General features: G+C 39.9%; 13 protein-coding genes. All 13 read right to left on the reverse strand.

Annotated features, from left to right (window positions below; all coding sequences use genetic code 11):
- Positions 1–221 precede the first annotated feature (221 nt).
- Positions 222–932 carry an alpha/beta hydrolase gene (locus F7732_RS18135; RefSeq protein WP_151575502.1) on the reverse strand — a complete coding sequence of 237 codons (711 nt, stop codon included), beginning with the start codon at positions 930–932 and terminating at the stop codon, positions 222–224.
- 179 nt (positions 933–1,111) lie between these two features.
- Positions 1,112–2,323: an ABC transporter permease gene (locus tag F7732_RS18140; RefSeq protein WP_151575503.1), complete on the reverse strand. Its 1,212-nt coding sequence runs from the start codon at positions 2,321–2,323 to the stop codon at positions 1,112–1,114.
- Positions 2,316–3,248: an ABC transporter ATP-binding protein gene (locus F7732_RS18145; protein WP_066450677.1), complete on the reverse strand. Its 933-nt coding sequence runs from the start codon at positions 3,246–3,248 to the stop codon at positions 2,316–2,318. Before F7732_RS18145 ends, F7732_RS18140 begins: the two co-directional genes overlap by 8 nt.
- 1 nt (position 3,249) lies before the next feature.
- Positions 3,250–4,107, reverse strand: a complete 858-nt coding sequence (locus tag F7732_RS18150; RefSeq protein ID WP_151575504.1) for an ABC transporter ATP-binding protein — start codon at positions 4,105–4,107, stop codon at positions 3,250–3,252.
- Between the two features lie 2 nt (positions 4,108–4,109).
- Positions 4,110–4,508, reverse strand: a complete 399-nt coding sequence (locus tag F7732_RS18155) for a GntR family transcriptional regulator (protein ID WP_151575505.1) — start codon at positions 4,506–4,508, stop codon at positions 4,110–4,112.
- 27 nt (positions 4,509–4,535) lie between these two features.
- Positions 4,536–5,258, reverse strand: coding sequence for a hypothetical protein (locus F7732_RS18160; RefSeq protein WP_151575506.1), 723 nt, complete (start codon positions 5,256–5,258; stop codon positions 4,536–4,538).
- A 166-nt stretch (positions 5,259–5,424) separates the two neighbouring features.
- Positions 5,425–5,901: a glycosyl-4,4'-diaponeurosporenoate acyltransferase CrtO family protein gene (locus F7732_RS18165; RefSeq protein WP_151575507.1), complete on the reverse strand. Its 477-nt coding sequence runs from the start codon at positions 5,899–5,901 to the stop codon at positions 5,425–5,427.
- A gap of 9 nt (positions 5,902–5,910) precedes the next feature.
- A complete protein-coding gene (locus F7732_RS18170; protein WP_151575508.1) occupies positions 5,911–7,032 on the reverse strand; it encodes a glycosyltransferase family 2 protein in 1,122 nt (373 codons plus the stop codon).
- A gap of 12 nt (positions 7,033–7,044) precedes the next feature.
- Entirely contained in the window at positions 7,045–8,538 is a 1,494-nt protein-coding gene (locus F7732_RS18175; RefSeq protein WP_192913054.1) for a phytoene desaturase family protein, read from the reverse strand.
- Positions 8,535–9,437: a phytoene/squalene synthase family protein gene (locus F7732_RS18180; protein ID WP_240056681.1), complete on the reverse strand. Its 903-nt coding sequence runs from the start codon at positions 9,435–9,437 to the stop codon at positions 8,535–8,537. Before F7732_RS18180 ends, F7732_RS18175 begins: the two co-directional genes overlap by 4 nt.
- Before the next feature lies 1 nt (position 9,438).
- Positions 9,439–10,974, reverse strand: coding sequence for a phytoene desaturase family protein (locus F7732_RS18185; protein WP_151575509.1), 1,536 nt, complete (start codon positions 10,972–10,974; stop codon positions 9,439–9,441).
- A 440-nt stretch (positions 10,975–11,414) separates the two neighbouring features.
- On the reverse strand, positions 11,415–12,791 hold the full coding sequence (locus F7732_RS18190; protein WP_151575510.1) for a UDP-N-acetylmuramoyl-tripeptide--D-alanyl-D-alanine ligase: 1,377 nt from the start codon (positions 12,789–12,791) through the stop codon (positions 11,415–11,417).
- A 172-nt stretch (positions 12,792–12,963) separates the two neighbouring features.
- Positions 12,964–14,043 carry a D-alanine--D-alanine ligase gene (locus F7732_RS18195; protein ID WP_151575511.1) on the reverse strand — a complete coding sequence of 360 codons (1,080 nt, stop codon included), beginning with the start codon at positions 14,041–14,043 and terminating at the stop codon, positions 12,964–12,966.
- Between the last annotated feature and the right edge of the window lie 183 nt (positions 14,044–14,226).

The following is a 14,226-nucleotide window of genomic DNA, read 5'->3' on the forward strand; positions in this document are numbered from 1 at the left end:
AAGCACTTTTATCAAGTTTGTTATTGTTTAGAAACCGGTTTTGACCGGTCCATTTTACCTAACTTATAACACGAAGACGTTTGTCATCCTAGACCGTTATTCATGAAAAAAGACATTCTCCTAATACTGGAGTATGTCCGGGTTTCTGAGAAGTCCTGTGAAAACTATAACTTTAATCTTATCACCGATAAAGGTTCATTGCAATGATATGGTCGCGGTACTCAAGACGTTTTCACGTCTTCTCCCTTGTTTTCTAAGAACTCTAATACTTCTTCAAATAATTTCTCATTCTCACTGCAATGGCATATAAGGTGTTTTGAGTCTTTAATGTAAATTAATTTCTTCGTTTCTGTTCCTATATGGCGATATAGGAATTCAGCGCTTTTAGGAGGAACAACCCCATCACTTTCACCTTGAGCAATTAGGGTAGGAACATGCACTTGTTTTAAGATCGGCCTTACAGCTCCAACAAGACGGCGGAACTGAAGTGTAGCTGTAATGGGTGTAGCCTTTATTTTCCTGGAGTAGCGGACAAACATTTCATTTTTAAGCAGTTTTCCTTGAAAAGCATCAGATAACATTTCTCGAACGTCCTTCAAAAGCTGCCGGGGATTTACATAATAAGCAGCTGCACTAAGCAGAATCAGACGGTCCACTTTATGATTTACAGCCAGATAGCTGGCGATTAAACCGCCCATAGAAAAACCGATTACATACACTTTGTCGCATTTTGCACTTAATCTTTCCAATTCATCTTCAGCATGCTGGATCCATTTACTATATTCAATGCCTTTTAGCGCCAAGCTTTCTCCATGCCCAGGCAAGGTAGGAACAGCGATCTCCCAATCCGTATGCTCTCTTAAGTAAGCAGCAATCGGTTCTACCTCGAATGGAGCACCTGTAAATCCATGAATACACATACATCCAATCACCTTAAGCCACCCGCCTATCTCCATAATTGTTATTATTGTATCTCTTTCCTCTATTTCTTACTACTGAAACCCATTTATGTTTGCAAGTGTTTTCCACTCCATGGTACTCACATTTCCGCGCGGCGGGGGCCTCCTAGTCGCACAAAAAAACCCCCTGACTAAGGGGATTTTTGGCCGAGCTAGTATTTTAACCATTTCACCATTTCTTTTAATGAAGCATTTTTGCCATAAATCAGAATTCCGATGGAGAAGATCTTGCCTGCTAACTTCATGCAAATCCAGATGCTTGCGACCAGGATTGCAAGTGAAATGCCGATCTCGACCCATGGCCAGCTGTCAAGCATAGATAGTCTCATAAGCAATACACCCGGTGAAGAAAGAGGGAAGTACGTACCGATTTGGGCAATGATTCCGCTTGGGTCTGATAATACAGGGCCGATAAAGAGCAGTGGCACAAATGGCAGCATAAAAACAAAACCTTGAAAATTACTTGTCGTATCAACATCTTCGAATGTAGCGCCAATTCCTGCGAAAATTGCTGCAAACAGCAGATAGCCCAGAATAGAGATAAAGACGAAGAACAATGTCTCCGGAACAAATAGATATTCAGCAATCGGGAAATCTGATTTCCACAGTAAGAATGGAAGTAGAATAATCACCCATACAAGCACCTGTGACATACCAACTGCGAAATAACCAATGATTTTCCCTTGCATAAGCTCTGTCGGCTTTAGAGAAGAAAGGATAATTTCTGCTACTTTTTCCTTTTTTTCCTGTGAAGCACTCTGGAAAACCATCATTCCTGTCATGACGATCGAAAACAGGATGACACCGCCAAATATTCCTGGCACTAATCGCGTTAGAGGATCTGTTCCCTCATCTGTATTTTGGCTCATTTCAGTTTGATTGATCGATATATCTCTTGCAATATAAGCGGCTTCTTCATCAGATAATTCTAACTGACTAATCCTGAACTGCTGGAGCGGCTGAAGCAGAATATTTACTTCCTGGCTGAATTCGCCTTCCATGCTTTCGTTCGTGTAAACGGTCAGTAAACCTTCTTCTAAAGCTTGTTCATCAAACACAATATAGGCTGTATTTTCATGATTTTGAACTTCATCTAAAATGGTTTCCGGGTTCTCCGAGGTAATCTCAGTGTCCCATTCAATGCCTTGTGTCTCAACAAGTGCACCTACACTCTCCCAAATCTGCAAATCATCCTGGATATAAACAGTTGGAGCCTCTGGTTCAGATTCAAATGAATCTAATAGATTGGGAAGGGAGTAGAATATGATAAACATAAGCGGAGTAATCAGCAAAGAAATGATAAAGGATTTATTTTTAACATTCTTTTTAAATTCCCACTTAGCCACTTTCATACTGTTACGCATGCTGATCATTCCTTTCCAGTAAGTTTTTATCCGTTGCAATATCAATAAAGATTTCATGAAGGGAAGTACGGCTGATGGAAAGCTCCTGAATGTTTATCGTTTCAGGCAATTGACGCAGCCACTTAGCCGGATTGATATCCTGCTGCAAATAAAGAGCAGATGTTTCGCCGTTTTGTTCTACTCTGTTCACCTGCGGCAGCTTTTCCAGACTAGCGATCGTATTCTGACCTCTTAATGTGCACTTATAGCTGCCGAATTGCGCCTTAACTTCATCAAGTTTTCCATACACTACTTTTTCACCGCGGTGAATCATGAAAAGGCGATCACATAACTCTTCAACTACATTCATCTGGTGTGCAGACAGCAATATGGCCGTACCGGCTTTAGCCAGTTCTTTAATTTCGTTTTTCATCACATCTTGGCTGACCGGGTCAAGACCAGAGAACGGTTCATCAAGGATCAGCAGCTCTGGTTCATGGATAATCGAAGCAATAAATTGAACTTTTTGACCCATCCCTTTTGAAAATTCCTCAATCGTGCTTTTCTCTTTTCCTTCCAAACCTAGCTTTTTTAAATAATATAGAGCTCTCTCTCTAGCCTTCTTTTTTGGATAATCCTTTAATTCTGCAAAATAAAGAATGATATCCATAATTGACACTTTCTTATATAAACCGCGTTCTTCCGGCAAATAGCCAATTTTATTTTTAGGAATCTCTCCAGTTTTCATTCCCTGGTAAGTAACAGAGCCTTCATCAGGATACATAATACCTACAATACTTCGAATGGTTGTAGATTTACCTGCACCGTTCGGTCCGAGAATAGCAAGGATTTCTCCTTTTCTAACTTCAAATGAAATGTCTTTAATAATTCGTTTGTCTTTAAACGATTTCCCTACACCTTCGACTCTTAATGTTTCTGCAGTCACTTTATTCCGCCTCCTCTGAAAGTATATACGAAATGATTTCCTCAATATCCAGTGGTTCTGATTGCAGCCAATTGATTCCCTTCGCAGTCATATATTGCTCAGCTTTTTCCGGTTCGCTGACACATATGACTCTATCATTCTCACGATTCACTTCACCCGGAAGATAGCTTGATAGTGGCTCCTCAAGCCAGTAGCGTACATATGAACCGTCTAATTCATCCTTTACATAATGACCGATAATCTGGCCATTTTTCATGACTGCTATATAATCCGCAAGCTTGCGGATATCCTCTGTCTGATGACTGGAAATAATCATGACTTTGTCTCCTCGGTCCATCCATTCAATAAAGAAGTTGAGTAAAGTTCTTTTCGCAGGAATATCAATATGCGCTGTCGGTTCATCCAAAATAATAAATTTTGTATCGCGTGCTAAAGCTATTGCAAGACAAAGCTTTTGCTGCACCCCTTGCGAAAGCTTTGCAAACTTTTTATCCAGCGGAAGTTTCAGAGACTTTGCGATTTTGTCAAAAAAGTGCTGATCCCAGCTTGGGTAAAGACCTGCCATTAAAGAAACAAGCTCTCTTCCCCGAAAAAGATCCCAGCCTATTACTGTCTGCGGCTGATATGCGACAAGCTGTTTCCACTCTTCATTTTCAAAGCTGACAGCCTGCCCGTCCATTTCAATCGTGCCGCTGTCAGCTGGTGCTAAGTTCATCAGCATTTTTAACAGCGTACTTTTGCCTGCTCCATTGTCTCCAGCAATAACGGTAATGGTTCCTGTCTCAAATTGCAGATCAATGGGTCCAAGCTGAAAATCTTCTATTCTTTTCGATGCAGATTTCACCTTAACGTCATTCATGCCTAATTCACTCCTTTCTCTTTCAAAGCCGCTATGACTTCCTTAAATACTTCCTCAATTTGTTCTAATGTATAATCATGACGAAGCGCTGTTTCAACACTATTCTCAATTGCTTTATACACGGCAGAAACCTTAACCTCCTCTTTAATGGACGCAGAAACATCTGCTACAAATGTCCCTTTTCCTTGTGATGTTTGAATAAAGCCTCCATGCTCCAGATTTAAATAGGCTCTTCTTGTAGTAATTACACTGATTTCAAGATCTTTTGACAAAGCTCGAATAGAGGGAAGCGGTGTTCCTGCAGGCAGCTGCCCGCCGGCGATTAACGCTTTCACCTGCTCTTCAATTTGATGATAAATCGGTGTTTTGGAATCTTTTGAAAGACGAATTGGTAATTGCACTCCTTCGCCTCCTTCCATTTACATTCATTATTTTAAGTAATTCATTCTTCTGATTTGCTTTTCAGCATATTTTTTACCATATACAATCGATATGACGGAAAGGATTACACTGCTGATAATAGCAATCGCAGGCCACTTTTGCGCCGCTTCTATACTTAATAGCACAACGCCTTTTCCAGCCCAGAAATGTACTCCCAAAATAGCGCCAAGCAGAATACCAAAGAATAAGATCGTATAGATTGCATAAAACCATTTGTTTTTTGTTGTAGTATCTCCAACATCACTCGCAGGAAACAGTGCTCCTCCTATAATCCCAAAACTCAGCCATATGACGAAAAATGCTGCTGAGGAAACTCCTTGCAATTCAGTTCTATAAAAGTCTGAAAACACAAGCATAATGGTCAGGACAATGATATTAAACGGGATTGCAAAAATGAAATAAATCAAAAATCGACTGACAATTAATGCTTCTCTTTTTACCGCAAGCTGATTAAGCATTAAGAAGTAAGGCGATGCATAGACACCTTCATCCACTTTCTGAAACTGGATTTCTTTTGGTCTCATCCAGTAGGTCATACACCAAAAACAAATAATAAAGAATATGTCATACAAAAAGCTGATCTCTTCCTCAATTGCTACCGTGAAAAAAAAGCCAAATACAAGTGCAAAAGGTAAGATAAGCCAAAGCCTTTTTGCTATTTCTTTCACTTCAAATTTTGCGAGCCACCAAGCTTGCTTGATTTCTGCCAATAGAAAAACCTCCTTGCTTTAACTGTTATACTGTTTATATCTATATACACAGTATATGAAAAGTAATAACAGTATGCAACCCCTTTTTTACTATTTTTAGAAAATTTCAGTTTGTTAGGGGGCGAAAAGCATAGTAAAAAGCCGATGGATTCTGCCATCGGCTCTGCTATAATTTTAAGATTTTTTCTAATCTCGCACGGTTAAATCGCTGTACGATAATGATCGGTATATTAAAAAACAATGCATATGCAATCATAAGCATTCCTGCCCATAAAGGATTCCATAAAAAGAACAAAAGAGCTGGAAGCATAGAAAGCCAGTGATTAAACTCTGCCCGCCGCGATTCATAAACATATAAACGAAGGTGATTTTTCGACTTGCCCATTATGGCTGATTTTTCAAACCCCCGTCCAATAATCTTTGTACCATCTGGTATGCGATCCTTCCACCTTTTCACATGAAAATAGCGATCCCAAAATTCGCCAGACCGTTCCCAGTTTCGAATCTTATATAAACCTTTATTCTTCATAAATTTTTCAATCGGAATGGTGACGGTCCATAACGAAAGAATAATATGGATAAACGGCCATGCAAGAATATTGATCACCAAAAGCCACAATAAAGGTAACTCTACAATCGGCATGTCTATCACCTACACTCGAATTTTTCTTCCCCGCCATTCCACAGTACGCTTTATATTCGTTAGATAAAAGGAACGAATATAAATACATGTAAAGAAGATAAATAGTAGTGGATAGCATAGGATCGCCAGCCAGTGAAAGGATCCGATCCTTCTGGCATGCCAGTATAAGAGCATAGTATACAAAACATACAGCAAGCTTGAGATCATAACCCATGCCGATGATAAAAGCAGCAGTGATGCAGCCCATAATGCCGCTGACACAAAAGCACCTGCAATCCAAATGCTGATGAGCGTGGTAACGAATGGATGTGTGGATTTAGATGCTGTTGCAAAGCTTTTTGACCATCCGTCAACCAACGTTCGCATTCCTTCTGGATACATTCTAAATAGGATTGTTCCTTTTCCGCTTACACATCTTACTGGATAACCAGATGACATATATAGCTCACCTAGTACAAGATCATCCATTACAGCTTCTCCAACTTCCTTGTGTCCTCCGGCAGAAAAATAATCTTCCCTATTCGTTAAAATGCACGGACCAAACGAACCGGCACTTTTCAGCTTCGCTTGAAAAGGGGTGAACGTATTCATTCCAGCAAAAACAATCATATTAAAGACAGCAGATAATTGCTCATATCCTTTTTTCAAAACATGATAAGGCTGCAGGGATAAAATGCCTCTGCTCCCTTTGATTACATATTCATGCACTAAATCTCTTAAACTATCGGCATGAACGAATTGCGTATCAGCGTCCAAAAATAAGAGAAGAGGATGAGCAGCTTTCTGTGCACCATACCAGCAGGCAGCTGATTTTCCTTTCCAGCTTCCCTCTATTTCTGAACTGTTAAAAACGAAAGCACCATACTCTCTCGCAATCCTTGCTGTATCATCTGTCGATTCATCATCAATCACAATCAGCTCATAGCGGACTCCTTCTTGCCTAGTGATGCTTTCCAGCAGCGGCGGTATCCGCACCTCTTCATTTCTGGCAGGAATAATTATTGAAACCGCTGGTATTTGCTTTTCTTTATGACCAGGAGGAATAGCAGGAATACGCCATAACATTAGTGCTCCTGCTAAAAGACCAATGACCGTAAGAATGGCGCTAATATACATAAGAACAATCAGCATCCTTACACCCCTTTAGAACGAGCTGGTATCAGCCTGTAAGATTTTATCTCTGACTTGTTGCCCGCTTAACGTAACCATCGGCATTCCACCGCCTGGATTGACGGTTCCCCCTACAAAATAAAGATTTTCGTATAACTGGCTTTTCTTAGGATGCTTGAAGCCTTTATTCTTCTTTTTATCAGAGACCGTACCATAAATTGAACCTCTATGAGATCCATACATCCTGTGAATATCATGCGGTGTCCACATATCTTCAACGACAATATTCTTCCGTAAATCCGTCAACCCCATATGCTCCAGCTTTATTAATACCTTCTCGCGGAGATCCCTATAATCACTCTCAGTAAAAGGCTGATCCTGAATATAAGGAATATGGGGAAGCACTTTCAAGTTTTCATGATCTGGCAATGTCTGGGCTGGATCTGTTTTGTTCACATTGACCAAATAGATCGTTGGATCATCTGGCAATTTCTTTTGATGAAAAATCTTATTCATTTGTTCTTTTAAATTACTGGAAAAGAAGAAATTATGATGTGCCAGCTGCGGATAATGCCCTTTTACTCCTAAATGGAGAACAAGTCCTGAACTGGAGGGCTCAAACTTTTCTTCTAATTTATTAATATAGCTTTTTGACTCACCTAATAGCTTTTCATATGCTGGAATTACTTCCATATTGGAGATATAATAATCCGCCTCATACTTGGTTCCATCTTCAAGAAGCAAGCCTTCAATTGAGTTGGAATTCTTTATGAGCTGTGCGACCTTCTTGCCAAGCTGAATATCGACTCCTATTTCCTTTGCCAGCTTCACCATGCCATCTGCGATACGGTGCATGCCGCCTGGCACATACCAGACTCCCTGAGCATGCTGCATATAAATCATCATATTTAGAATTGCAGGTGCATCATACGGCGAAGAACCGACATATTTAATAAAATAAGACAGCATGGTTTTTAAATTGTTATTGGTGATATAACGGTCAATTGCTTCTGACATGGTTGAAAACATATCAAACCCTTTCATAGACTTAAATAGTCCATGCTTTTTTATTACCTCGAGTGTTGTATCCAATCCATCTTTAAAATACCCTTCTTCCGTGATTTCGTATAAACCCTTGGCATATTCTAAAAATCTTTTATATTCACGGATATCTTTCTCCGTTAGAAATTGATTCTCGGCTGCCATCGTATTTAAATCACCGTATAAATCGAGGATTTCACCATCCGGAAAAAAACTTCTCCATTCATGTTCAACTTTTTCAATATGAATATAATCCTTCATATCCTTGCCGCTGCTGATAAAAAGCTTTTCAAAAATATGCGGCATGGTTAATATACTGGGCCCCAAGTCAAAACCGAATCCTTCCATCTCCAAACGGTTCAGCTTTCCGCCAATATGCATGTTTTGCTCAAGAAGTGTTACATCGTAATTACTTTGTGCAAGAGAAATTGCTGCGGATAAGCCACCTAATCCGCCTCCTATGACAATCACCTTTTTTTTCATCATCTAGACCCGCTCCGTTCCCGCTTGCTTTCAAACTCGAGCATAGTTAAAGTCGCAATTCGTTCAACATCTGCCCGTTTAATTGAATTCTTTTCAGTGAAGCAATCATAGTTCTTATGACGAATAATGGATAAATATTGCCGGTAAACACGAGCTGCCATTAAAACCTGGAAGCGGCTATCTGCTGCGAAAAGTGAAATATGGTCTTCAAAGAAGTCATATTGCTCCTCCGCTCTCCTTGCTAATCTTTCCCATAGGTGAATAAATGAATCATTAATATTATGCTTCTCTAAGTCTTTCATTGAATAGTTGAAGCGGTTCATTTCACTTACTGGCAGATAGACACGCTCGAGCATATCGAAATCTTCGCCGATATCTCGTAAAATGTTTGTCATCTGCATGGCAATGCCTAATTGAACAGCCGCTTTCTCTGCTTCTGGCTTTACCTCATCTGTCAGGATAGGAAGAAGCATTAATCCTACAGATCCTGCAACAAGATAACTATACATCTCGACATCATCTATGGTGTTCATGGCGTTAAAATGGATATCCATCTTCTGACCTTGAATTTGATGATAAAAAGGTTCTACTTTCATGGGATAACGATTAAACACATCACGTAGTGCCCGCCATAATGGCGTGCTTTTTTCCTCGAAGTGTTCAAAGGAGCGAAGATCATCCTCAAGCTGCTGCAGCTGCTGTACTTTTTCTTCCTTAGTCAAAAGCGCTTGATCTAAAATATCATCTGCACTCCTGCAAAACGCATATATAGCAAAGACCGCTCTCGCCTTTTCTTCCGGCAGCTGTTTAAAGGTATAGTAAAAGCTATTCGAGTATTGCCTGATAATGTTCTCGCAATAACGGTAATCTTGATCGATCTGTACCTTCATTTGGCTAATCACTTCAGGCACCTCCTTCAGTTAAAGCACTGCCGAGTGTTCCATCATCAAGCATCAGCTCATCTGCTGCAATTTTGGCAGAGAGCAATACAATCGGCACTCCGGCACCTGGATGGGTGCTGCTTCCAGTAAAGTAGAGGTTCTCACAATTTTTCGCCTTGCTCTGCGGGCGTAAATGATTGCTTTGCATTAAGTTCGGCCTTAACCCAAAGCAGGCTCCATTATAGGCATTCAGTTTTTCTTTAAAGTCCACTGGCGTCATATAGCTTTCGGAAACTATTTCATTCTCAATATTTTCGAATCCATCGATGGTCTTTAGCGTATCCAGCACCTTTGTGCGATAATAGCGAATCGTTTCCTCATCCCATTTCTCATCACCTGTTGATAAATCAGATACAGGCACAAGAACATACAAACCCTCCTTGCCTTCAGGGGCCATCGAAGGCTCGATCTTTGAACCCATATACACATAAAAAGAAGGATGTTCGATGCGGTGTCCTGAGAAGATTTGATCAATATTATCCTTTAGATGTTCACTGAAAAAGAAATTGTGAATCGTATCAACCTGATCGTACTTCTTATCCATTCCCAGATACATGAGGAAGCAAGAGCAGGAATATTTCATTCTATCAATCTTTTCATCTGTGTATTTCTTGCCTTTTGCCTTCTGATCCTTCACCAGGTTCTTCATTGCATGGGGAAAGTCAGCATTACACATGACAAAATCACTGTGGATGATTTGATCGTTAAGTTTGACTCCCCTTGCCGTTCCATTTTCAATCAGTATTTCTTCGACTTCCGTTTGATAGGTGATCTTTCCGCCTATTTCGACAAGCAATTTTTCAAGAGCCTTTGCCATTGTATGCATTCCTCCTTTTAAAAACCAAACACCATAAAGAAGTTCAATCATCGGTATGATGGAATACAATGATGGGCCATTATAGGGTGAAACACCTATATATAAAGTTTGAAAACTGAGCATATGCTTTAATCTTTCATTTTTGACATACTTGCCAATAAATTTGTCAGCACTGCTTAACGTTCTTAACTTCATCGCCTGCCGAAGCATAAATGGGTTATAAAAATCGCTGCCATTACGAAATGGACGCTGAAGGAAGTGTTCCTTTGCAACAATAAAACGCTCATAAATCTTTTGAATATATGTTAAGAAACCCTGCGCGTCACGATCACTGATTGTTTCCAATGTTTTCATTAAATGCGTCAGGTCAGATGAGATTTCATAACGATCCTCTTTGTCATTGCCAAAGAATACCGTATACATAGGGTCTAGCCTTTGCATCGGAATATAATCATCAGGATCTTTTCCAGTGAGTTCGAACACTTCTCTGTACAATTCTGGCATCATGACTAGTGTAGGACCTAAATCAAATGAATAGCCGTCCTTTTCAATTCTGTTCATTTTCCCACCTGGCAGTTTCCCTTTTTCAATAACTTCCACGTTATAACCTGCATGCTGAAGCCTAATGGCACTGGCCAACCCAGCAATTCCTGCACCAATCACAATAACTTTTTTTCTCATAGTAAACTCCTTTAGGTTTAATGTCTTCTTATTTGTGGTAAGGAAGAGGTGGGTAGGAAAATCGTATTAAATTCGTAAATGTAAGTTTATTATTATCCAAAGTGACACTAGTGTCAATTAAGATGTTTTTTTAAAATTCGACAAGGACTTTTAATGTATTGGCGCTAAAAATCAATACTTTGAAGGCTTATTTTATCATGCAATTCTCTAACTTTTACTAAGATCAATCGCATGTTTGGTATTCAGCTTTAACCCCTTTTCCCCTTCCTGCTGATACAATTTCACATTAAAACCTATGAATAAAAAAACCACCCTGTTTCACATGAAACAGGGTGGTTTTTCCAGTAGAACAGATTATTAAATTATTCTTGCTCAGCAAAGCTTTCGTACATTTCTTCAATATCTGTTGCTTTGAATCCTTAAATATCAGCAGTACAGTTTTATTCCTGAAGACCTGCTACAACTTCTTCTAGCTTCATACCTCTTGATGCTTTTACCAGTACAATTGTTTCTTGATTCACCAGTTTTTGCAATTGCACAATAAGCGGCTGTTTCTCCTTAAATGAATATACTCTATCTTCCGGAAAAACACGGCGGGCACCTTCTGCAATGAATTGTCCAAGTTCTCCATATGTGAAAACAGCACTAATTTTATTCGGATCAATAGACTCGCCAACCTTGATATGATATTCCTTTTCCTCTTCGCCTAATTCCAGCATATCGCCTAGGACCAGAATCTTATTTTGATATCCAGGAAGGTTCGCAATCAATTCAATCGCTGCATTCGTGGATGTTGGGCTTGCGTTATAAGCATCATTGATGATTCGCTCGCCTTTCTTTCCTTGTAAAAGTTCCATTCTCATATTGGTCAGCTTAATTTTAGATAGTCCTTCATTCATATCCTCAAAGGAAATATCATAAAAAGAGGCTGCTGTCATGGCTGCAAGAGCATTAAGAACATTATGAGTACCCAGCACCGGGAGCTTGAATTCCCTATCTGAGATATTCACCTTAAAGCAGCTTCCATCATCGCTTTGACTGATATGTGTCGGATATAAATCATTGGAAGTGTTTGAACCAAAGGTCTTCAGCACTGCTCCGCCATTATACTGTTCAAAGTACTGCTGCAGGAGCGGCTCATCTCCAATATAGATAATACATCCATCACTTTTTAGACCATTGATGATTTCAAGCTTCGCTTGTGCAATCCCTTCTTTGGATCCTAAATCCTGAAGATGGGCTTCACCGATATTTGTAATCATAACCACCTCTGGCTGGGCAAGTCGGCTGAGAAAATCAATCTCTCCTTTTCCGCTCATCCCCATTTCTAAAACGGCCAGCTCAGTATCTTCTTCAAGGCCGAGGATAGTTAACGGAAGGCCTATATGATTATTATAATTTCCTTCTGTCTTTTGCACTTTGTATTTCAGCGATAATAGACTAGCAGTCATATCCTTGGTAGTCGTTTTTCCATTGCTGCCAGTGATCCCAATTGTTTTAACATTTAACTGTTTTCGATAGCTCCGGGCAAGTTCCTGCAATGCAATCAATGTATCTTCAACGAGAATAATCGGCAAATGCATGGGCGGATTAGGAACATTACTTTGCCACAATGCAGCGGCTGCTCCTTGATTTATAGCTTCCTCAACAAATGCATGCCCATCAGCACGCTCACCTTTAAAAGGAACAAATAAATTTCCAGCTGTAATTTTTCTAGTATCTATGGTTACCCCGGTAATAAGCACGTTCGAATGCTGAGATTCGAAATCGCCCACACCAATCATACCGGCTACCTCTTGTAAGGTTCTCTTTATCATGGCCTGCCTCCTATTTTCATGGGTCATCTACTTTGTGTACACCTATCAATATAAACATATGTAGAAAGCATACACGCCTTGTTCATCGGTCTATATTGCAGTAGACAGTTTAGGGAGGCGCAATGCTTCACTATTTAACTTTAAGTTTTTTCAGTAAACACAAACATCCAGATTACATCGTGTGCTTAATCTGCTGTTTTTCATTATGCCGCTCGAGCGCAAGCTGAACAAGGCGTTCAATAAGCTCAGGATACTCTACTCCAGAATGCTTCCATAACAGCGGGAACATGCTATACGGAGTAAAACCAGGCATTGTGTTTACTTCGTTAATATAAAACTGACCTTCTTTTGTTAAAAAGAAGTCTGCTCTTACCAACCCTGAACAATCAAGGGCTTTAAATGCTGTTATGGCCATTTCCTTCAGCGCAGCATATTCCGAATCAGTAATCTCAGCTGGGATCATCATTGCTGTATCTCCATCCTGATACTTCGCTTTATAATCATAAAAAGATGCTTTCGGAATAATTTCACCTGCAACAGAGCATTCGGGATCATCATTGCCCATAACTCCCGCTTCAATCTCGCGAGCTGTTACTCCTTCTTCAATAATGATTTTCCGGTCAAATTGAAACGCTTCCTCAAATGCTGCCGAAAGTTCTTCCTGGTTTTCACACTTGCTGATTCCCACACTTGATCCAAGATTTGCAGGTTTCACAAAGCAAGGATATCCTATTTCTGTTTCCACCTTCTCATATGCAGCTTTCTCGGCTTTTTTCCACTCGCTGCGAATGAACCAAACATATTTTACTTGCGGCAACCCTGCTTGGGCAAAAATATTTTTCATAATCACTTTATCCATTCCGGCAGATGAAGCAAGTACACCGTTTCCTACATAGGGAAGATTCAGCAATTCAAGCATCCCTTGAACAGTGCCATCTTCTCCATTAGGTCCATGTAATAACGGAAAAATCACATCAAATGGCCCTGCATCTTCATTAGATGCTTTAAACAGGGTTGGTGCCAATGCTGTGGGAGTCAAAGCTTCTCCTTGCTCAAACGCAAGCTCCTTCACTTCCTCAACAGGTCCAATTAACTCGTTCCCTTTGACCCAGCGGCCATCTTCAGTTATATAAATAGGATGAATTGTAAATTTATCTGGATTTAAAGCTTTAATGACAGCCAGCGCTGTTTGCATAGACACTTGATGCTCCGCAGATTTGCCGCCATATAACAAGCCAATTTTAGTTTTCATTTTGTTGAACCTCCATTTTTAAATCGCACAAAATCATTTTACACTTTTGAGCGTAAAAGTTCCATCTGATACCTGCTGTTAAAGAAGGTCAGCTTACAATTGTTTTAGAGCAAGTATGGCACTTTATTTGCTCATTACTGAAAAGTGAATATTCGCCTATACGTATATGTATGAACCAGAGTG

The organism is Bacillus mesophilum, from assembly GCF_008923265.1.
Taxonomy (GTDB): domain Bacteria; phylum Bacillota; class Bacilli; order Bacillales; family Cytobacillaceae; genus Cytobacillus; species Cytobacillus mesophilum.